Below are 21,150 nucleotides of genomic sequence, written 5' to 3'. Positions count from 1 at the left end.
TCAGACCAAACTTTGGGGCGAGTGTCACCGGAAGCTACCATCTTCTTGGTACTCGAGGCCGTCATAACTAGGCACAAATGTATTATGCTCTTCCTGCCATGCTCGCGACTGTCGGACCGCCTCGTCAATCTGTTCCTGTGTCATTTCTTTAGCGACTCTTGCTTTATCATCATCACCGGCAGGACTAGTAAGATCATAGTATTTATATGCTTGGACGAGATCTTTTTCTGTCCCGATGCCTTTTTCATAAAACATCGCCAAAGAATCGAATGCCAATGGATCCACGCCATATTTTGATTCGGAAGACTTCTTCAACCAGTCAAAGGCAGTCTCATTATTCTGAGGGAGCAAATCACCAGAATAATATACTTGCGCGAGCTCTCTTGCAGACTTTAAGTCTCCTGCACTAGCTGCCTTTTCTAACCATAAAATAGCTTTCTCGGTATTCTGTTGCACCAAGCCTTTCCAATCATCATAGTATCCGAGATACGCCCTACCCAAGTCTCTTTGAGAGCGCAGAAACCCCATTTCCGCTGAATCAGATAAATATCTTAATGCTTCATCATTGTCTTTATCAAACCCAATTCCTTGATAATACATTTTAGCAAGAAGATAACCTGAATCTACCCCCCCATTCTCCCAAGATTTAATCAAATACTCTCCTGCTTTACGAGGGTTACGATCAACCCCCCAATCATCATCCCCATTGAGATACACGACACCAAGTAAGTACTGAGATTTTATTACACACTCATCATCTATATCTTTTTCAGCTTCTTCCAATAATTCATCGAAGGTGGTGTTTAGCAGTTCTCTTCCAAGCTCATTTTCAACAGGGTTCTCATATATAACGCCTGCCAATGAAGACGGAACATAGAGCACAAAAACCAATAATAAAGCCAACACCGGCTCATAAATACATTTCAAAAACTGCCTGTTTCCTATCACCATTATTCGCTCCTCCTTGAAAAACTAATGCCAAATTCACTGCATCACCTATCTCAGAACTTAAGTAGGAGCGCACTACCTCTATCTCATAGGCATTGTCTTTAACACCGACAGCGGGGAAATCATGATGAGTGGCATCATCTCCCGATCTCAATCTCTTCAGATTTTCAGTGTCACCATTTTTACCAAATTCATACTTATATAACTCCTTGTCAGACAGCCATTCTTCTTTCTTCGCCACCATTGTCATAGACAAATAAACCTCTTCCAGCTTCGGCACTGTCACCTTCAACGCAATCCGCTTCGCGGTGTACTCTGGCTCGTTCTGGCTGGCAATTGCCGGGTAGCCACTTACGCGGGCTGGCTGCTGCTCCGCTGGCATCATATGTGGCATCACGGCAGGTCCGGCGTTCAGGGCATTCTCCCAGGTCAGTTCAACGGTCACTCCCCTAAAGACCATATCCAGAGAAGCGCGTTCCTCATCGGCATTCTTGAACTCTTCCACCTGGCCTCTGTGATACCCCAGGATACTACGGTTGATCCACATGCCCACGGAAGGCGCTACAAGCTCGACAAAGGCAAACGCTATCACCAGCATCACAATGCCAATAATGATACCAACGGCTGGTATTCCCAAGGCAGGCACGGCGAGCCCTATCAACCCGAGAACCCCACCTGCGATGGTCGCGCCCCCGACAATTTCTCGTCTTGAGATCAAGCTATCCGGTATGCCCAACCGCTTGCCATGAGCCGCCTCGCTCAGCTTCTTGAAGCCATCGACGATAGAGAGCACACCGGCCGCTACACTCAGTACCGGCTTTGCCAGTGCCCAGGCGCCGCTGCCTACCCAGTTCGCGGCTGCACTCCCGCCTGGGCCTACGGCAGCAGTCCTGATGACGGCGTATTCCTCGATGAGCTGCATGCTCGATGTTCCCAGGTTCACGATAGCCCCCGAGAGCTTGAGCATATCGGCGTCCGCCTCTCCCGTCAGTTCATCCCAGACAGTGCCAACGGCATTCCACGTCACCAGGCCTGCGGCAATAGTCTTGTTCATCGACTTTTCGCCCACGATCTTTGCGGTCACGTCGCGGGCGTTCTGCCACAGATCATCGCTCCGCTTGCCGACATCCTTGGTATCGAAGATATCGAGAGCGTTGCCTTGTTCGTCGAATACTGGCAAGGAAACGCTGATCATGGCGTCATTGCCTTCCGAATTGACCGCAAAGTTGCCGCCGGTACCTTCGATGAACGGCAGAGCATCATCAACATGCAAGCGCTTGCCGCTGGCCTTGGTCACATGCTCTGAGATGTAGGTCAACCAGGCGTGATATTCCCCTTTGGTCAAGGTCACCTGCTGCATCAACGGCAAGCTCTTGTTGCCTTGCTGTACATCAGGATCGCCGACATAGATCAGTTGGGTATAGCGCAGGAAGGACTTCAGAGCACTGTTTCCACCTGCGGCACAAGTATGATGGCATTCATTGATCGCCAATGCGGAAAGGGAGTTGCCGGCTACCGATACCAGCAACGGCATAGTGGTCTGATAATTGTTCGCCCGTTCTTCCCGCTGCGCAGCAGGTAGTGCCTCATCTTTTTCAGCAAAACGCGCCGCCCAGCCAAGTAACGCTTCTCGACCGAAAAAGTCACCATCACCAAGCGACTGCCGGTCGCTAAGCGATTGGCTGGCCATGTCCTGCATATTGAGAAACAGCATTCGTCTCAACAGAGAGTCTTCGCCATCCAATTCTCTGGCCCACAGCATCCAAACGGAAGCACTTGCCGGTGCAAGAATGCCACCGCGCAGACCGTTGGAAAGAAGGCTACTCAGGCGTAGGCCAGTCTCGTAGTCGGTTTTGCTGTAACGGTCCATCAAGGGTCTGACATGATCACGCAGCCAGAAGGCGTAATCCGCATCGAGGACTTCTATCAGCGCTTCGCTCTTCACCAATTCCTTGTAGTAATCTTCTCTGAAGTCTTCCAGCGCAGCAGCATCATAATATTCCAGCAACTGCTGATCATGGCTGTCCGCCAGGTTTTCAGCGCTATTGAGTCGATGATGCCTTAACAGCTCCAGGCGATCTTCCTGTGAGCCATAAACTGACTCCCTGACCTGCTCCATACGAGAGTTCAGAAGCTCCAGCTGCCTCAATTCACGCTCATTACCCGACGCTCTTGCTTCTTCGATCTGGGTATTCAAACGGGCCATAGCTTCATCACTCGGGCGCCTCTCCTCCTCAAGAGACTCGATACCTTGCTCATACTGCTGGTTGGCTCTCTCTACATGAGCACGCTTGAAGTTTTCCTTGAAGGCATCGATGGCCTGCATGGCAACCAGCTTCCTGCGATTATCACCGTCGCCCTGTTTCAGGAATTCATCCACCATACCCAAGGCATTATGCCGGTAGGCATTCAGTTCCTCGATGACGCCTAGTTCATCCTTGACCCCAAGAATCAGACCTTTGTCCTTCATGCCTTGTGGAGCGGCAGACAGGCGTGTCGTCATGACCTCCTGCAGCTCTTCGCGCGTGAACAGCTGGCGATCGCTCTTGGGCCAGAAATGCTCTTCCATGCCGGCAGCGCCATCACTGAACTCAGCGACCTGATCCAGTTCATCCAAGCCAAAGCCATAAGACTGGGATTGCCCGGCAATCCATGCCGGAATGTTGATCTTCTGCATGTGGGCTTCACGCCACTCGGCATCGCCCTCGATCATTTTCCGGTGTTCTCTCGACCAGGGGTGTTCGGTGAAGGCGTAGAAAAGATCCTGCATGGCTTCTACGTGGGTCAGGGTGACGACACAGGCATTCAGCGCCTTGGTCTTCTGTTCCTCCTCCCCCTTTTCCCGGCAATCAAAGGCGGCATCGCTGACCGATGGCGGGTTGTCACGCACCGAGAAGAAACGGTACATGCCATCTTCATTGATCACATAGGAGGTCCAGTGATAGCCCTCAGGATTCGACGGGTCGTAAAAATACAGATATCCCGGTCGCAACTGGCGCAGGATATACTTATTGGCCTTGCCGCCCTGCGCTTCTGTAATCTCTTCCTTGACCTCATCGGACAGCGTTCGCGTGCGCTCTTCACCATTTTCCAGCGACTTGTCGAGGGTAATGTCGGTAAACGCTGCCACCCGTTCCGCCGCTAGTTCAGGAATGCCACTGTTCAGGGAAGTGCGTTGGCAGACGGCCAGCCGCACGGGAAGAATCGGCAGCCCCTTGCGTTCACATGTCGGACACCTTCCATCCTCCAGCACAGCAGACTCCCCCGCTGACGCTGCGGCATCCAGTCCGGCTGGATCAAATTCCTTCGCCATCAATCTGCTCCCTTCACATCCCGGGTTATGACATCCCAGTCATTCTGTGTGAGTTGTCTCGCCTGCATTCTGTAGCTTTCTCCCCTTGCCACTTTGCGCAACATGGCTTGGATGATCGGATGACGATGAAAGCCTGCGCCATAGAAAAGCCCCTGCATGGCAAAGAGATTCGTGTCCGCTCCCGTGTTGATGCCAGCTTGTTCGGCGTACTCCAGCATCCTGTCGACATCTGCGGGAGAGGCCGCATGGGGAGGTGCGGGTTTCAGCGAGTTCCAGTTATCGAGCACCTTGTTGACTCTCTCGATACGCTTGATGGCCTGCCACTGTTTTTCCGTCAATTGCAGTTTGCCTGCCCTGCGCTTTTCTCTGTGCGGCAAGAGTTCCCGCAGCTTTCCGAGATGATCGAAATAGCACCAGCTATCAATGGGCCACAGCAGACGCGACAGTTGCTCGGCATCCAGAATGTCTTCGAGACGCTCCAGTACTCTGGGATCCTGGAATCTGAGCAGGCAGTTGCGGCCTGCCGGGCTGATCACTCTGAACTGCCTTTCCAGATAGGCCACTACACGAAACAAGGGTTCGCTGGAGTAGAGCCAACCACAGAAAGCCACGGGCTCTACACGGCTGCCAGGTAATGCCGCATGCTCCTCGGCCACCATGCGATGAAGTTCATCGGCATGGGTGGTCACCGGCTGCAGGTAGAGCTGGTGCTGCTGGGGCTCGGCAAAGAAAGGGTTGCGTAGCAAACCGCACTCTTCCAGGGCTTCGGGTGACAGCACCCGCGCAGGTGCATCGGAAGGATCGACCAAACGGTAGAGCCTGCCCGGTTCAGGAAACCGGGCCAATGTCGTCATCAGTACCTCTGTTGAGGCCTCTACGTTCAACTCCGCCATCATTCCATTGAACCTTCCACGATGCCCGCCCCTCTCTTCGCAGCATCCTGTTTCTTGAAGGGACACAGTTCGCCATCAAACTCCGGCAACTCAGGCATGTCGCCTTGCATGCTCGCAGGCCCGGCAAAGCTGTGCTGTGCGCCCTTGACGTCGACTTTGCCCGGGCAGTGAATCTGGATATCACCATCCTTGATGCGGATATAGCCGCCGCCGCTGGTGAGCAGGACTTCATTGGCCGCATCGATGCGTACCTTGCCTTCGGTGGAGGTGACGATGACATCCTTCTCGGCGGTCATGGCCAGTTCATCACTCTGGGCTTGAATATCGACCTTGCCCCGGGCGGCGAACAGCTTGATGCCGGCATTCTGTACGAACAGGGACAGCTTTTCGCTGATGGCGGCAATCAGGCTCTTGCCTGCGGCCAGGTTGATGTCCTCGCCACTGGTCACGCTCAATGACTGGCCCTGGGCCAGGTGGGTCGATGCCGGGGTGCTGGCGGCAATTCCTGCGGGCGAGCTCAGGTACAGCCAAGGGGCATTGAGCCGAGTGGCTTCACCCCTCCCAGCCTGACTGGCGCCCTGGGCGCTGGACTGATCCGATGTGGTAGCGCCACTGCCACTCCCCGTCTCTGCGCTTCCGTATGTGCCTTGGGTGTCGTCACCGGCCTGCTTGAGGTTGCTGCGTGCATCGAGGGCCTCGGCATTGTGCTCGGTGGCACTGCCGCTCAGTGCATCGGCCAGGCGATAGGCCCCCTGCAACTGCTCGGTGGCAGGCTTCAGGTCGAGCTGTTCACCCGCGGCGCCGGGCTGGCCCCAACTGGTCAACAACAGACCCTGATTGGCGCGAATGGCTCCGTAGGCATCGGAACGCAGCTCGAAGCCGGTGCCGCGGAAGGCACCACGAGTATTGCCGTTCTGGTGAATCAGGTAGCCGAGGTTGAGCTGGCTCTTGTCGTACTCGGAGTTGAGCCGCACCCGCTCCTGGTCGGTAGCATCATCGAATACCAGCTCATTGAACTTGCCGCCGCGATAGGTCTTGGTCTTGAACCCAGACAGAATGCCGTTGCTGTGCCACTCGGGCGTCTGGTCGCCGTTGTACACCCGGCCAGTGATGATGGGCCTTGCCGGGTCGCCTTCCAGGAATTCAACGATCACCTCCTGGCCGATACGCGGTACGAACACGCCGCCCCAACCGTCCCCGGCATTGGGCGATGAAGCGCGCAGCCAGCAACTGGAATAGGCGTTGCGCTGGCCCTGGCGGTCCCAATGGAACTGCACCTTTACGCGGTTGAGGTGATCGGTGTGAATCTCCTCGTCCTCCGGGCCGACGACGATGGCCGTCTGGGGGCCATCCACCCGTGTCGGTAGATGCACCAGCGGCGAGCGGTACGGCTGGCTGAGACGCTGAGCCTCGAAATCGACCAGATAATGGCCGGTGCCGGCCTGCTGGTAGTCATCGCGATACAGGCTGTCATCTTCGAGCCCGTGGGCCTTGCGGGCCTTTTCTAACTGAGGCTGCAGGCTGCCAGGCAAGGTACGCAGGTGCGTGGAGATCGGCAGGGCATTTTCCGCATGAATGGTCACGCCGAGCACCAGGAACTGGCGCTCATCCTCGTGCCCCTGCTCGTGGCGGGCATGCTGGCTAATCTCGAACCACTGCCCGGCCTGTAGCTGGCGAGCACCACCTGCACCCTGAAAGCGCTTGGCCTGGGATTCCAGGGCTTCCAGGCGATTGAGCGTCAGGCGCTCGCCGCGCGTATAGTCCCGATAGTAGTATTCGCCGGGGTAATCATAGACCTCGACATCCGGCAGATTGCCCTGATCACGAATGGTATCCAGCCCAGTGCGCTTCTCCAGCCGTGGCTGCTTGTAATCGAAGGTGCCAAGGCTGACCCGATTGGGCTGCTGGCGACGCCTGCCGCTCCATTGGGTGATGGTATCTTCCGTTTCGGTGGCCGCCTGGCGATGAAAGCGAATGGTCTGCGGTGCCACCGCAGAGCAGGTCGCCGGATCATCGGTGAACACGATGCGATGGCCGCTGAAATCATCATCTTCAGTGGCATGCTCTGCATACCACCAGATGCCTTCTTGCTCGATCAGGCGACTGATGAAGTGGTAGTCCGATTCGCGATACTGAGCCTCGAACGAGCGCGGTGGATACTCGCGGCGCAAGTCGAAACGCCAGCGCCCCTGGGCAATGGCCAGTGGCTCGAACATCGCCTCGAGAATCTCGACAACGTTCTTGTCCTGGAAGATACGGCTGTCGAGGCCCAGCTGCAGCATCGCCAGCCACGGCACCAGCGTCACCTGATAATAAAATACTCCGCCATCTTCACCCAGGATGGCCGCCGACTCCACCAGGCCAGACAGCCGGCGATAATGGCCATCGGCCTGACGCACGCTCAGCTCTGCGGGCTGCGCGATCAGACTCTTGAGCTCGATATCGCCGCGCTGAGAGACACAATCCAGGACATACGAGAAAGGCTGCGACAGACGCTCTTCACCCACCAGCCGGTGAGGAATCAGATCGGTACCGGCCAAGGACAGCTGCAGCAGGCGTTGCTCTTGCGACAGCGATACGTCAAACGACGCCAGCATGCTGTCCAGCAAGCCAGACGAGGATACGTTCTTGCGTTCTGCCATGTTGTTCAGTTCTCCTTGTCAGCAGTGCCTGCGGCCTCTTGTTCAGGCTCCGGGGTCTGCGCACAGGTTTGCAGCACCAGGGCGCGGGCGAGCTTGTCTTCGCACACATTGAGCACCAGCGCACTGTCTTCGGCAGGCAGATCGGCCATTGCCAATATCAGTTGAAGTGCGGTCAGAGCTTCTCCCGGCCAGCCACACCAATTGGCCACGCTGATACCACCGGTGACGATGTGCAGCCCAGGCCAACGCTCGCTCAAGCTATTCGATACTTCCTGACTGCTGTCTGCCGTTCTCAGTGCATCCACCACGACCCAAGAAGGCCCTTCAGGCACCTTGTCTTCGGGCCAGATCAATTCGAGCAGCTTGTCGAGATCACTACTACCAGTGGCTTTGCTGTTACGGCCCTTAGGGCGTGGTTGACGTTCCATGACCTGAGCCCGATCAAGCTGCCAGCCTTCCAGGTCAGCGTCTTCTTCCTCGGGCATTCGCCGGATCAGCAGTGCCACAGCGGCTTCTCCCGGACAGACCCCTGCCGGTTGTTCCGGCAACCTCAGGATGCCGCGCTGGTGCAGTGCGGCAACATCCGCCCGATTGAGTAGCGAATCGACACTAAGCCACAGCACATAGGGCTGGCCGCCTTCTTCTCCCGTGTCCAGGACAGCATGCGGATCCCAACCACTGGCGACATGACGGATATCGCCCAGGCAGGCCTCGAACCCACCTTTGATCATGGCGCTGCGCATGTGCTCAAGGATCAGGCGTTGCGCTTCTGTCGAGTGCAGCGGAGCGCTCAGCACAATGTCACAGCCATTACCTTTGGGTAGATCGCTCAGCAGCAGCATGACATCATGCATCAGCGTCTGAACCAGCTCATGCAGACGCTGTGCCTTGCCTTCCGCGCCCAGGGTTGCAAGGCTTTCCACCGACATGGCCTGCTTCACGCCATAGACTGGCAGGCGCTGGCCTCTCGTGTCCTTCAGATCCTGTGACAGCTCCGATACTGCCTGTTCCGGCATCTTTCCCATGGCAACCGAGCCGGCGGCCGTCAGGGCGATGCCACTGATCAGGTACAGTCGGTCAGCCTGGTAAGTGAGGTTCTGCGGTGCAGCTTCCTCTTCCTCGACAACAGGCGCTTCATACTCGTGCAGCAGATCGTAGATCGATGCCCCGGACATGTCTTAGTCCTCATCCCGCCGCTGCGTGCCCAGGGTGTCACGGATACTGTCAATGATGTGATCTTCACGAATCACGTCACGCAGCCATTCTTCCAGCGGCATGCGACCCCAGCGAACGGCTCGCTCGACCAGATATGGCACAGGGCTGTGAGGTTCGCTGCCCTTGAAGAATTGGGCGACACCATTGAGCATCTCGAAGGCTTCTTCGCGACTTTGCGGTACAGTACGCAGGGCTGCGCCGGCTGACGCTACCTTGGCCGGTGTCGCGGGAGCCGTCCGCTGGTACTCTACCGTGACTTCGGCACCAGATGCCGCGCTCTCATTGCTTTCTCCTGACTCGCCCCCCAGGCTGACGCCACGTTCACCCAGCACACGTTCGATCAGCCGAGTACAGTCACCAAGGACTGTCGTCAACTGGGTAAAGGCCGGAGTCTGGTCGCCAAGATGTTCGGTCAGGGCCTGATCGAGTGCCTCCAGTGCCTGCTGACAGCGCTGGATCTCGTCATGGCGTTGCTTGAAGAAATCGGTCTCGGTCAGCACCACGCTGCGCTGAAAGATCTCGGCATTGATCTTGCCTTCCGACAAGGCCGTATCCATGGCATCGACATCATTGCGTGCCAGGTTCTCGACCTGCCGGGACTCTTCATAGCGATTCAGGCCATAGCCCTGACCTTCGAGCAACGGGATATCACCTACCATGCCGGCCAGTGTGTTATCCAGCCACATCAGCCGCCCCACTCGCTCTTCTTCGCCATCTTCCAGGGTCGGAAAGAGCGAGTCCCAGTAGCGCTCGCACAGCGCCGTGACGACGCCCAGGCCGTAGGCCATGCCAACGAAGTGATGACGGTGGGAAAGCCCTTCGCACAACCATCCGGCCAGCACCAGGTCCTTGCTCTGGTAGGCAAGTCCATCGGTAGACAGCGCGATGACCTCGTTCCAGTCGGACTTCTTGAGATCGGCCTGCCACTCACCTTGACTGAGGTAAGTTGGATCGGCACGCCGCGCCTCCTTGATCTGATCCATCAGCAGCGAAAAGCTCAGATCTTCCCCGGCACCATTGTCACCGATCGGTGCCAGCAGTGCTTCGCGATCCCATTCATCGGCCATGTTCATTCCTCTTCACTGACTCTCGGCCATTGCCGTTTAGCGCTGAAAAACACCTGCGACAGCCCGGGTATCCAGGGCATAACCCCCCAGCCTGTTGCAGGTATTCGCCATGCCTGTAAATCGCATGAGCAAGAAGGCCATGGGGTTTCCCCCATGGCCTTGGGCATGACGATCAGGAGTACACGCGGTTGCGAGTACGGTCCCAGCCACCAGTGATGTTGCCACCACCTTGGCCGTCCTGACGCTTCTGCTGGGTGTAGGTGACCTTGATACGCGCGAAGTTGAACTTGATTGCCTCGGAAGGCAGATCATGACGCGAATCATGCACAGAATCGGTAGCACCACCAGCAGCATTCTGGGAGAAGCTGCTCATGCCTTCCATTTCAGTGGAGGACACGATGACTTCTTCCAGTTTCACTTCGAGATAGCGCACCTGATCACCGCCAGCACGGTTGACATGCAGCGTGATCTCCTTGATGTGCTGGCCGCGGCAGCAAGCCTCGAACAGCTTCGGAGATGCCTTGTCGATGAACTTCGAAATCGCGAAGTCACTGACATTGACACGCTCGGCAGAAGCACCACCAGCAGAGCTGGCAGTCGCGGAAGTGGCCTGGCTGGCGCCAAACTCGAAGCTCAGCAGCTCGATCCAGTCCTTGTGGTTGGCATCCAGACTTTCGCCCGGGATACCGTCAATTTTCAGATATGCATCAAATGCCATAATGTGTCATTCCCTAGTTTGCGATGTTGATGAGCTTGGCCCGGCGAGTATCGAAATCGCACTCCCGTGACTCGTCGGGCCCTTTTCCAGGCACGCTACCGCCAGGGGCATCCATGGCCCCGGAAGGTATGGCCTGCGGTCGTCGACCACTTCCTGGAAGTGGTGAACTTCCTCCTTTTGGCGACAATGACGCCAGTTCCTGCCCTCAGTTGAGTGCACGAACCTCGATCTCCACCCTGCGGTTCGGTGCCAGACAGCGAATCCTTTCGGTACGACTCATGCTGCCGTCGCACTGCACCAGGGGGCGTTCATTGCCAGCCCCGACGGCTTCGACCAGCTCAGGCGCGAGGCCCTTGCCGACCAAATACGTCCGTATTGTTTGCGCCCTCTCCAGCGAGAGACGCTTGTTGGCCGATGCCGAACCAATCTGGTCGGCATGGCCGGTAATGGTGATGCGCCCCACATTGGGGGTATTGCTGAGCCGCTCTGCGATGCGATTGAGCTGACGCTGCCCTTCACCCTGCAGGCCGGCAAAGTCCGCACGGCCGAATGCGAACAAGGTGTCGGATTCCAGAGTGATGGTTTCCACGGTACGTAGAGAACGGTCCAGCAGTCCGTCGATGTAATTGCGGCTCGACGAGATGAGGAAGGCGTTGTCGTCGATCCGGGGCACATCATCGGCATGCACCTGCTCGGCATAGAAGTCGATCTGGCGACTGGCATAACCGAGATCACGCGGGTCGCGCTGGCCATCACGGGCTTGTGTGATGGACGGATACCAGTAATCCGGCAGGTGCGCTCTCAGCAGATCAGCATCGATCTTGTCGCGCGGCGTGCGTGACAGCTCCAGATAGGTACCCAGCGTGGCATTACCGAACTCGGCCAGCGCCTGGGGCGAGTTGTCCGGTGGCAAAGCATTGGGTTCGACACTTTCGATATCGATGGCGGTCATGCGCTGACCTTCCCCTGAGCGATACACCGGAATGGTCGGCAGCACGAACAGGGACTGATTGAGGTTATCCGCCACCGGGTCGAGCATGTCGCTTTTCAGGCGCGTGAAATAGGTGTCACGGATGGCCGGCTCCACGTCATCACCCTGATAGAGGCCAAAGCCCATGGACCAGGGAACCCCCTGTTCATGACGCTGGCTATAGGTCTGGGCCACACCACGCAGGGCGTCCAGTGTCTCCCACTGGGTATACGCTGTATGGTCGGCATCCGATGCCTTGGCCTGCGCCAGCTTCGCGTCAATGGCACTGAGTTCGTCGGCGTTGTGGTAGAAGGACACGCCCCAGGCGATACAGAGCGCCAATGCCGCCGCACCCGCCGCCCAGCACCAGCGCAATTGACGTCGACGCGCGCCATTGGGGCCAGCATACAGCCCGACCAGGTGCTGGTCGGGCAGGATGACCTGGGAGAACAGCCCTTTCACGAACAGGCTCTTGCCATCCCGATTGGCGCTGGCAGGACGGGCTCCGGAAAGTGCAAAGCGACGCTCGACGTTCTGTGCATGTTCCCCCAGGGCCGGCTGACCATCGGACAGCGCACTGGTGAAATAGAAACCACGCAGCAGCGGTGATGACTGATAGGGATTCGACTGCAGCAATGCGCCGACGAAGTCCGATAGCAATGGTGACAGAGCACGCAGCTCCAGCGGGAATTCCAGAGCAGCAGGTTCAGCACGGGTATGCTGGATATCCCCTTCGATCAAGCGTTGCGTGCCAATGGCCTGGCAACGCACCACCATGCGCTTTAGCGCCGTGGAGAAACGCTGGCGCCAGTCGGCATTGGCAAAGTCCTGATGAGGGAAAGACATTCCCAGCACTTCTTCGCGCTGGGCCGGGTCCAGTTGCTCATGGAACTGGCGGAAGCCAGGAATCAGGTCACTCTTGGTGAAGACCAGATAGATAGGCAGTACCGTACCCAGCAGCTCGTGAGTCTCCTGAATACGTTCGCGCAGGCGGCGAGCCAGTACATCACGCTGACTGGCGGAGCTGTCGATCAACTCATCGGCGCTCACGGCCACGATCAAGCCATTGAGTGGGCGGCGTGGGCGGTGGCGCTTGAGCAGGTCAAGGAATGCCCGCCACTTGCCGGCTTCTTCCTCATCGCTGATATAGCGACCAGCGGTATCCAGCAATACAGCTTCGCTGCTGAAGAACCAGTCACAATGACGGGTGCCACCAACACCGGCGACCCGGGCACTTTCACGGTCGGCGAACGGAAAATCCAGGCCAGAGCGATAGACCAGCGTGCTCTTGCCTACCGCGGGCTGACCAATGACCAGGTACCAGGGCAGGCGATACAGCAGGTCACGCTTGCGCCCTTTGCCACCCTGCCCCTTCTTCATTCTCTCCAGGGCATTGAGCAGACGCTCACGCAACAGACTGACCTCTTCGCGGTCCTCCGGAGCGGCTCCCAGCACCGCATCGTCGGCATTCTGGATCAGCAGCGACTCTACATCGTCCTTCTTCTCGCCTACGCCACGATAGAGCAGCAGCAGATACAAGGCCGACACCACCAGGAAGACCACAATACCCACCAGCAGGCTATCCAGCGAGGAGAAGCCCATCAGCGCCCCCAACCCCCAGATCACGAAGATCAGCAGGAAGAAGGCCACGCCCAGTACATAGGGACGATATTTCACGAAGTAATATTTCAATCGGTTCATCACAACGCGGGTCCATCCATTCGCATAGCGTTCTCCTCACCGGGAAACCGCGTTATATAAGTACCCATGTCCAGCTCCGCTGAAGGCGGTTCCACAGACGCCCATTGCGGATCGAAATGCTCGAAGGACTCCAGGACATCAAAGCGCGCCTCCTGCGGCGCCACTCCCGCCAACAGGCGGAAGGCTTCTCTCTCAATACGAGCAAAGCGCCATAGCTGAGGACGCATGAAGTCATCCACCAGCAGACTGGCTTTGGCCCTGGGGCCATTTCTATCCAGCCAGTGCAGCCACAGATCTGCAGCTGGGCGCTTGAGCGCACGTTCGGCGGGCAATGGCATGACCGCTTGCAATGCCTCACCCACCAGCAGGCGTTGCCGCAGACCTTGCATGCGCAGGGCAAAGGCACTGGCAACGAATTCCGGGAAACCGGGATTCAGTGCTCGCGACAGATCGCTGTAACGCACGTCCTCGAGAAAGCGCTGCAACAAGCGTTGCTGCAACTTCAGATCACCCTCGCCCAGCTCGCGCAGCTCTTCCATGGAGCGGTGCAGTTCCTGCACCCCGGCATCACCGTGAATCAGGCGTTGCAAAAGCCCTCGTAACTGACCACAGAAGGTCTCGCTGAGGGTGTGCACTCCCACGCTGCCTTCCACGCCGGGCGCGACGCCCAGGCGCTGGAAGACCAGCAAGGGATAGCGTCGCCCACTGGCATCTCGCGAACTCTGCATTCCGCCTAGAAGCCAGTGGCCATTGCTTGCACGGAAGTGGAAGAAACACATCGGCAGAGCATCGAAGCGCTCATGCCAGCCAGCATCGCACTCGGCCATCCAGGCAAGTGCATCCTGCAGCCAGCTATCCAGCTCACGCACATCCTTGTAGGCAGCGTTATGTGCTACGAAGTCGGCACTTCCCGGCACTTTGCCGAAATATCCGATCATCAAGCAGCCTCCTTGCGCTCTGCCATTGCCATGTCCAGCTCTTCCATCCCTATCGAGTCCATCTGCTCTATCGAGCTCCTAGCGCAGGAATGCGCAGGCGCCGGACCTTGTCGAGATCAGTCAGTTTGACACCACCGAAGTTGCGCACCGTGATGCTCACTGGTCCCACACTGGTGTACCAGGTCAGACGCTGACGCACGTCATCGAGGTTGGTCACATCGGCGGAATCCACCATGCGCAGCAGCCCCCAGCGGGAAGGGAAATCGAATACCTTGACCCGAGTTCCCCCGAAGGTCATCACATCCATCCGTGCCCCCGCCTGGCGTCCATCGCCCGGCCAGGTGAAGCGCTGCCAGGACTGGGGTCCATTGCGGTATTCCAGTTGTTGCCCGTCCAGCGACAGGGTGATGGCAGTGAGATTTGGGGATGGTTGGATCATGATCTCGAATCCATTCTCCACATCCGCCAGGCTATCGAGCACTTCTCCCACGCCAGTACCCTGGGCAATGGTGGCAGTGATCAACGGATCGACCAGAGGCTCGCCATTGCGGTTGGCTTCTGCCAGGTTGCCTACCTCGTTCTCATCGAAGCTGGCCAGCAGGCCGGAGTTCGGGTCGACGAAGTGACGCAGGTCGCGAACCGAAGCCTCATTGCTGGAGTTGCTGACGGGATAACGCCCACTCACCATCTTGTTCCAGGGCCTCGAGATCTGTTCGCCCCAGGCGCCGGCAAGCTGGCCGGATATCGGACCATCGAGGCTGGCCACGGCAAAGTCCACCGGGTCGCGGAACAGACGCTGCACGGACTGCACCAGTTCGTCACGTGAAGTGTCGATATTGGCTGCCACATAGTTGTGCAGTTCGGTGATCTCGTTGGGACGACCACCAATCACATCACTCACCAACTGCTTGGTGCGCTTGCCGACATCGCCGCGTTCCAGGCTATCCAGGCGCACCTTGAACTGACGCAGCAGCAACAGATAGCGGTCCATGTGCGTCGCATCGTCCTCGGCACCGGCATCGGTACGGAACAGTTGTCCGACAGGTTCGAAATGGCGTGCCAGGATGCCATCATGGATCGAGGGCATGTCGCTGCTTTGTGTCAGTGCCTGTTCAGCCATCTGGTCTGACCCGCTCACCCAGTTCACGGTGCGCTTCCAGAAGCCTGGAGAAGTGCTGTCCTGCGGCACCTTTTCCTCACTGTCTCCGCTCGCCTGACGTTGCTCGACATCAGGGTTGTCCCAACGCGTGTTGGCATCCACGACCTGCAGCAGGATCTTGAGCGGAGAACGCTGGTAGTCGCTCAATTGAGTGAGATTCTTGCGCGATGCTTCCAGCCCTTCGAAACGACGTACCCCAGCACCGGCCAGGAAGCGTTCCCAGGCATAGATGTAGTCGCGCTTGTAGCGTGCCAGCACTGCTCGGGCAAACTGGGCCTTGCTTTGCACGGCATCCAGTTCGGAGTCCCCTTCCAGCACCCAGTCACGCTCCACACTCAGATCCGAGGCCAAGGTCTTCGCCAGTTCAGGCTGGACGAACTCCTGCCACACCCGTTGGGTGAAGAAGGCGGGTACCGCTTCTCCGGAATACATCAACGGTAGGTCGGCCTTGGGCAGGATGTCGGATAGAGTCAATGCAGGGAACTGTTTCTCTGCTGCCAGACGCAGGCGCAGATACTCTCGGTCCGCTGGCGATGCCTGCACCAGGAAGGCCTTGAGATTGGCACGTGCCTGGGCCACCAGGCGTTCGTCTCTGTCCAGGGCCGGTGCCTTGCCCTCTTCCAGGTATGCCGCATAAAGCGCCACGTTGTCACTGATCAGCTGGCCTCCCTGGGGCACCTGGCTGTCGTGCTCGGCCAGGCGTTGCCAGGCTCGCGGTAACGCTTCCTTGACGAAGTCGACTTCAGGATGAGCCTCGGGATCCGTGAGCACCAGATAAAGCTTCAATGCGTCGTAGGCATCGATTAGATCGGAAACCTGACTGGGCTCAAGCTGGCTGAGTGCAGCCGCCGAGAATGACGGACCAATACCCGACAGGGCTTCGCTTTCTGCCAACTGTTCTTCAAGCCCACCGTTCTGGGCATTCTCCCAGGCATTGCGCGCGCCTTCGCGCAGCGCTTCACGTCCATCTGAGCGGGCGCTCCAATAGGCATCATTGACACTGCCACGCAGGCGATAGTCGGCTTCACCACGCAGGCGGCTGGCCAGCTCACCAGGAGAACGCGGCACGCTACCCAAGGTCGGGCGCTGGGTCAGGCGGTCCTGCAGGCGTTCGCCTGTGCGGTCCAGCATCTCGCTTCCCTGACCTGCCGCATTGGCAAGATAATCCTGCTGATCCAGGTTATCCGCAGCCGCAGTCGGCAGTTCAACATCGAGCCCCAGGGAATCCGCCAGCGCCCCGACCTCGGCCAGTTGCTGCCCCAGATTGGCCGCGATGGGCGCCAGAACCTGATCTTTCAGAGCCGAGAAATAGGTGTCTTCCAGGTCTGGACGGAGCTTGTCACCACTATCGAGCCCGGCATCCTCCCATAGTGCCACGCCCTCGCGCTGCTGCTGGTGCAAGCGCGCCAGCTCTCCCTGCAACGTCTCGAGCTTGGTGGCATCGTCGGCCTGCTCCACACTTGCCAGCTGTTCCTCGAAATTCATCAGCCCCGTGCGGTTATTCCAGAAGGCATGGGCCATCAGGCCGATGACACCCAGCCCTGCCAGCATCCCTGCTCCCACCAGCCACAGATGGAAGGAACGTCGACGGCCATTGCGTGAGTGGTGCTCCACCAGGTTGCGGTCCGCGATCACCACATCGCGGAACAACCCCTGGATGAAGTAACTGCGTTCACCTCTCGCTTGTGATGTCGTCTCCGCGGTTCTGTTCAAGGCAAACATCTTGCTGGCCGCTTGATTGAAGACCGGTGCGATGACATCACCACGCTGCAACGCACTGGTGAAGTACAGGCCACGAGCCAGCGGTGCACTGTCCGGGTTATGACGCAGGTCGAACGGTTCGAGGAAATCCATCAGAGGATTTCTGAGCTCATTCACGTAGTCCGGGAAACGCAACAGTTCGCTGTTGGCATCCTGTCCACTCTCGATGACCCGACGATCCACATGGGCACGCAAGGAAGCTACCAGAGACTCGAAACGCTCGGAGAAGGCCTGGCGCAGACCCTTGCCGCGAATTTCCGCCAGAGAGAAAGACATCCCCCATGGACGCTGGCGTGCCTCACTGTCGAGGCGGGAGAACGCCTCGACGAACCCCGGCACCAGGTCGGTCTTGCTGAAGCATAGATAGACCGGCGGGGCCGCATCCATCGCAGCGTGGTATTCGTCGATGCGCTCAATCAATTGCTGGGCCAGGGCGTAGCTATCCTCCCGAGAACCACGCAGCAGCGCCGGCAGATCGACGACCACCACCAGGCCATTGATCGGGTTACGCTTGCGCCGCTTGGCCAGCAGCTTGAGGAACTCGGCAAACTCTTGGGCAGGCTGTTCCTCGGCAATATAACGCCCGGCGGTATCGATCAATACCGCGTCATTGCCGAAATACCAATCGCAATACTGAGTGCCGGTTTCCGCTCCAATCCCTGCCACACTGGTATTGAGGCCGGAGCGACTCAGCAATGATGTCTTGCCCGAGGCTGAGTGGCCGACCACAAGGAACCAGGGCAGTTCGCTCAAGCTGCTTTTACTGCCACCACGCGCCTTGAGCATGCCCAGCGCAGCCTTGAGGCGTTCACGCAGGACCTCGTAGTCTCCCGACTGCGAGGCCGCACTGGCGGCTTCCCGGTTGACTTCGAGCGTGACCAGCTCTTCGATGCCCCTGTCGGCACGCACTTTGCGATACTTGCGCAGCACCACGGCCAGCAGCCAGACGGCACTGAGCAGGGCCACGGCAATGGCCAGACGCTGGGGACCGCCACCGAGTCGTGGAATCCACCACACGCACAATCCGACACCGATCAACCACAGCACGATCGATACCAGCCAGAAACTCTTCAGAACTCCTAGTAATCGCCTCATGACACGCCCCTAGGAGCCATCGAACAGAGATTTCAGGGACTCGACCAGCGCATCGACACGAGCGTCGAGAATGCCGCCGAGAATCAGGTAAACCACGCCACACAGCAGGGCAATCAGCACGAGATAAACCCATACCGGCACTTCGTAGCGCAGCAACTGCCCTACCTGGTCAGGCAGTTTCCAATCAGGAGCCAGTTCCTGGGGCACCTTGCGATAGCGTGCAATGTCCTGTCCCAGGGTATTGGCGATATAACGCAACTGATCGCGGTGCTCGAGACGGAACTTGCCCTCGAATCCCAGCGCCAGGCACAGATGGTAGATCTCCAGCACATCAAGATTGCCCTTGACGTCGCTGCGCAGGGCTTCAAGGCGCTCGAAGAAGCCTTCTCCTGCCAGGTGCACGCCAAAGTACTTGTACTGGAATGGGTGCAGTTCGATGTGATGGCGAATATTGCTTTCCCCTGCTCCAAGCACGCTCTCGTCGAGGAAGGCACACAGCGCATACTGGGCATCACGGAACTGCTCCAGGGTATAACCAGCCGCCAATGCTCTTTTTTCCAGATCCTGGAAGTAGTTCTCGACCCGCTCGAGGAACTCGTCGACGCCTTGTGCTTCACTGCCACGCCGGACCATGAGCACCATGGAAAAGAAGTCCTGAGTCAGGGTACGCAGCGTTGCCTGGGTACTATCCGTCGCATCCTGCTCCTGGGTATGGTCTTGGTTCGCCACGTACTGGTTCATTTCAGCACCGCCATGAGTTCAATCTTGAGATTGGTAAAACCGCCTGGGACGTAGAAGGAGATGGCCTGCGCTGCCATCATTCGCTCGTACATCCGCCCACGCGGTTCGAGCGCGAAATAGTGGTTGTCCAGACGCACGGGAATGGCCACCGGCAGACGGCTGGCATGCACCAGGGTGCCGCCCGGCATGGCACTGTTGACCACGACTTCGATGTCCTCCGGAGAGCCAACCTTGAAGGCCCGGGGCACCAGCTCGATCAGCTTGGCACCCGGCATGTCCGCATGTACACAGACATAGAAATCCGCATCGACCAGACGTGGATCGTTCAAGCGGCCGACATAATAGGAAGGCTTGGTCTGTTCCAGGGCGATGGGGATGTACTGATTGGGAACGACGGTATCGAGCAGTTCCCGAGCCATGCTGTCCAGTTGGAAGAGGGAAGCGGCCGGATCTTCATGACGATACATGGGCAGATCGCTGAGTCGATGACTCATGGAGAAAGTCATCAGGCTGGCAACCAGATCATTGAGGAAGCGGAACAACTGCTCAGGGTGCAGTCGCGGATGCTGGAGCAGGTGCGCCAGATCGGGGTATGCCCGATTCACCGTGTACAACAGCCAGAACAGTGTGACGTCACTGGAACCGAACTCGGCGACCTGGTCCGCACGTTCTCGCCGACGGCTCGAAAGTGCCTCGTTCTTGGCCTGCAGCACACCGATCAGACGCTGAGCCAGGGACAGCAGAGTATCATTACTGCTCAGGTGCAGGCACGGTGGCACATAGTCCCGTTCTACGGAAAAACCACCTGCAGCGTTGCGCTTGAGCACCACCAACGGGCAATGACTGGTGCCATCCAGGTCGTCCCCTTCCAGCAACAACAAGACATTCAGCTCCAGCAGGGAAAGCTCGTTTTCCACTTCCCCCTCAAGCAGGTCCGGCACATGCTCGAAACGCTGTCGATAACGACGGTTATTGCCACGCCGGTGTTGCTCATCCACCACATTGGGCGAGTGCGGCTCGACCAGACGCAGGGCTGCGTAGATCTTGCACTCCGCCGTTCCATTCAGCTCTCCAAGGTCCCGCGCAGGGGGCAATGGGTCATGCTGTGGAGCATCGACCAGGGTGCCATCGGGGAATACCAACTTGAGCCGAGTCAGCTGCAAACGCCCCTGAGCCAGAGCGTCTTCATCCACGGCCAGCTCCTGCACCCCCCAATTGAAGGCGCCGCCCCGCGCACTGACTTCTCCAAGCTGGTGCTGGTGATACTCATCCTGATACTGAAAGTGTTGCGGCTGGAGGAACATGCCTTCCGACCACATTACACGGTTATGCTTGCTCACTGATCCCTTCCTTCCTGGTCGCTCACAGCGTGTGACGAGAGCATCATCAGCTGTCGTTATCCGCGACGAGCAACTCCAGGCTGTCATCGTCCGCAGGTTCGATGTAATCATTTGCCAGATGCAAGGCCACACCATCTGGCGATGTCAGAATGCCGTCCTTGCGCATCTCGGCAGCGTCGAATACCAGGCGCCAGCGTTGATCCGGTACCTGGCGGAAAAAAGCTGCCACGCCGACATACTTGGTGTCGGGATTCATGGGAGCACTATCCGTGACCTGTTTCCCTGGCAACATGACGGTTTCACGCTCGGCCAGCAGTGACTCCCCCAGGCTGTCCTTGCCGCTACGCCAGAGTTCGTCTGCCGACGCCGCATTGAAGGCCGTCAGCGAGTCAAGCTGGTAGATACGCACGACGACGGAAAGCGGATTGCCCTCGGCATCCGGATTAAGCTCTTCGTCGGCATCCAGCGCGACGATGACACGCTCATTCTTGCCGAACAGCACATCCCCGACCGTGCCGTCCATCTGGTTGCCAATACGCCCCCCCACACCGCAACCACTGAGCAGGCCCGTGACCACCAATCCCCCAACGATCAGTGGCCAGGCCCTATGGCGAATGAATGCTGAAGATTCCCTGCGTGATGTCATTTT

The 21,150-nt window shown here is 58.1% G+C and carries 13 protein-coding genes; all 13 read right to left on the bottom strand.

The genetic code is table 11. The features are described from left to right. Nucleotides 1-24 precede the first annotated feature (24 nt). Complete coding sequence (locus tag Q1K07_RS03910; RefSeq protein WP_300308135.1) at nt 25-951, bottom strand: tetratricopeptide repeat protein; 927 nt, start codon at nt 949-951, stop codon at nt 25-27. Continuing rightward, nucleotides 911-4,261 (bottom strand): T6SS effector BTH_I2691 family protein, encoded by a 3,351-nt coding sequence (locus Q1K07_RS03905; protein WP_300308132.1) that lies wholly within the window; start codon nt 4,259-4,261, stop codon nt 911-913. Before Q1K07_RS03905 ends, Q1K07_RS03910 begins: the two co-directional genes overlap by 41 nt. Next, nucleotides 4,261-5,157 (bottom strand): DUF4123 domain-containing protein, encoded by an 897-nt coding sequence (locus Q1K07_RS03900; protein WP_300308129.1) that lies wholly within the window; start codon nt 5,155-5,157, stop codon nt 4,261-4,263. The genes Q1K07_RS03905 and Q1K07_RS03900 overlap by 1 nt, the downstream gene beginning before the upstream one ends. Next, on the bottom strand, nt 5,154-7,796 hold the full coding sequence (gene tssI / locus Q1K07_RS03895; RefSeq protein WP_300308126.1) for a type VI secretion system Vgr family protein: 2,643 nt from the start codon (nt 7,794-7,796) through the stop codon (nt 5,154-5,156). The genes Q1K07_RS03900 and tssI overlap by 4 nt, the downstream gene beginning before the upstream one ends. A gap of 5 nt (nt 7,797-7,801) precedes the next feature. Continuing rightward, a complete protein-coding gene (locus Q1K07_RS03890) occupies nt 7,802-8,971 on the bottom strand; it encodes a hypothetical protein (RefSeq protein WP_300308123.1) in 1,170 nt (389 codons plus the stop codon). A gap of 3 nt (nt 8,972-8,974) precedes the next feature. Continuing rightward, the gene (gene tssA, locus Q1K07_RS03885; protein ID WP_300308120.1) at nt 8,975-10,078 is read right to left on the bottom strand and encodes a type VI secretion system protein TssA; all 1,104 of its coding nucleotides are present in this window, start codon (nt 10,076-10,078) and stop codon (nt 8,975-8,977) included. A gap of 172 nt (nt 10,079-10,250) precedes the next feature. Continuing rightward, entirely contained in the window at nt 10,251-10,796 is a 546-nt protein-coding gene (locus Q1K07_RS03880) for a type VI secretion system tube protein Hcp (protein ID WP_149284538.1), read from the bottom strand. A 205-nt stretch (nt 10,797-11,001) separates the two neighbouring features. Continuing rightward, nucleotides 11,002-13,467, bottom strand: a complete 2,466-nt coding sequence (gene tssM / locus Q1K07_RS03875; protein ID WP_300308114.1) for a type VI secretion system membrane subunit TssM — start codon at nt 13,465-13,467, stop codon at nt 11,002-11,004. Then, complete coding sequence (gene tagF, locus Q1K07_RS03870; RefSeq protein ID WP_300308111.1) at nt 13,467-14,405, bottom strand: type VI secretion system-associated protein TagF; 939 nt, start codon at nt 14,403-14,405, stop codon at nt 13,467-13,469. The genes tssM and tagF overlap by 1 nt, the downstream gene beginning before the upstream one ends. 67 nt (nt 14,406-14,472) lie before the next feature. Next, nucleotides 14,473-18,420, bottom strand: a complete 3,948-nt coding sequence (locus Q1K07_RS03865) for a type VI secretion protein IcmF/TssM N-terminal domain-containing protein (RefSeq protein ID WP_300308108.1) — start codon at nt 18,418-18,420, stop codon at nt 14,473-14,475. A 9-nt stretch (nt 18,421-18,429) separates the two neighbouring features. Next, nucleotides 18,430-19,149: a type IVB secretion system protein IcmH/DotU gene (gene icmH, locus Q1K07_RS03860; protein ID WP_300308105.1), complete on the bottom strand. Its 720-nt coding sequence runs from the start codon at nt 19,147-19,149 to the stop codon at nt 18,430-18,432. 8 nt (nt 19,150-19,157) lie between these two features. Then, complete coding sequence (tssK, locus tag Q1K07_RS03855) at nt 19,158-20,501, bottom strand: type VI secretion system baseplate subunit TssK (protein ID WP_300308102.1); 1,344 nt, start codon at nt 20,499-20,501, stop codon at nt 19,158-19,160. A gap of 46 nt (nt 20,502-20,547) precedes the next feature. Continuing rightward, nucleotides 20,548-21,147, bottom strand: a complete 600-nt coding sequence (gene tssJ / locus Q1K07_RS03850) for a type VI secretion system lipoprotein TssJ (protein WP_300308099.1) — start codon at nt 21,145-21,147, stop codon at nt 20,548-20,550. Nucleotides 21,148-21,150 lie beyond the last annotated feature (3 nt).

Source organism: Halomonas sp., assembly GCF_029263665.1.
In the GTDB taxonomy this organism is placed as follows: Bacteria; Pseudomonadota; Gammaproteobacteria; order Pseudomonadales; family Halomonadaceae; genus Halomonas.
This window is presented reverse-complemented; position numbering and strand designations above follow the sequence as displayed.

Bases quoted from the DNA above. Each gene is read 5' to 3' on its own strand.
- Q1K07_RS03910 (WP_300308135.1), bottom strand. From the start codon at position 951: ATGGTGATAGGAAACAGGCAGTTTTTGAAATGTATTTATGAGCCGGTG.
- Q1K07_RS03905 (WP_300308132.1), bottom strand. From the start codon at position 4,261: ATGGCGAAGGAATTTGATCCAGCCGGACTGGATGCCGCAGCGTCAGCG.
- Q1K07_RS03900 (WP_300308129.1), bottom strand. From the start codon at position 5,157: ATGATGGCGGAGTTGAACGTAGAGGCCTCAACAGAGGTACTGATGACG.
- tssI (WP_300308126.1), bottom strand. From the start codon at position 7,796: ATGGCAGAACGCAAGAACGTATCCTCGTCTGGCTTGCTGGACAGCATG.
- Q1K07_RS03890 (WP_300308123.1), bottom strand. From the start codon at position 8,971: ATGTCCGGGGCATCGATCTACGATCTGCTGCACGAGTATGAAGCGCCT.
- tssA (WP_300308120.1), bottom strand. From the start codon at position 10,078: ATGGCCGATGAATGGGATCGCGAAGCACTGCTGGCACCGATCGGTGAC.
- Q1K07_RS03880 (WP_149284538.1), bottom strand. From the start codon at position 10,796: ATGGCATTTGATGCATATCTGAAAATTGACGGTATCCCGGGCGAAAGT.
- tssM (WP_300308114.1), bottom strand. From the start codon at position 13,467: ATGAACCGATTGAAATATTACTTCGTGAAATATCGTCCCTATGTACTG.
- tagF (WP_300308111.1), bottom strand. From the start codon at position 14,405: ATGATCGGATATTTCGGCAAAGTGCCGGGAAGTGCCGACTTCGTAGCA.
- Q1K07_RS03865 (WP_300308108.1), bottom strand. From the start codon at position 18,420: ATGAGGCGATTACTAGGAGTTCTGAAGAGTTTCTGGCTGGTATCGATC.
- tssJ (WP_300308099.1), bottom strand. From the start codon at position 21,147: ATGACATCACGCAGGGAATCTTCAGCATTCATTCGCCATAGGGCCTGG.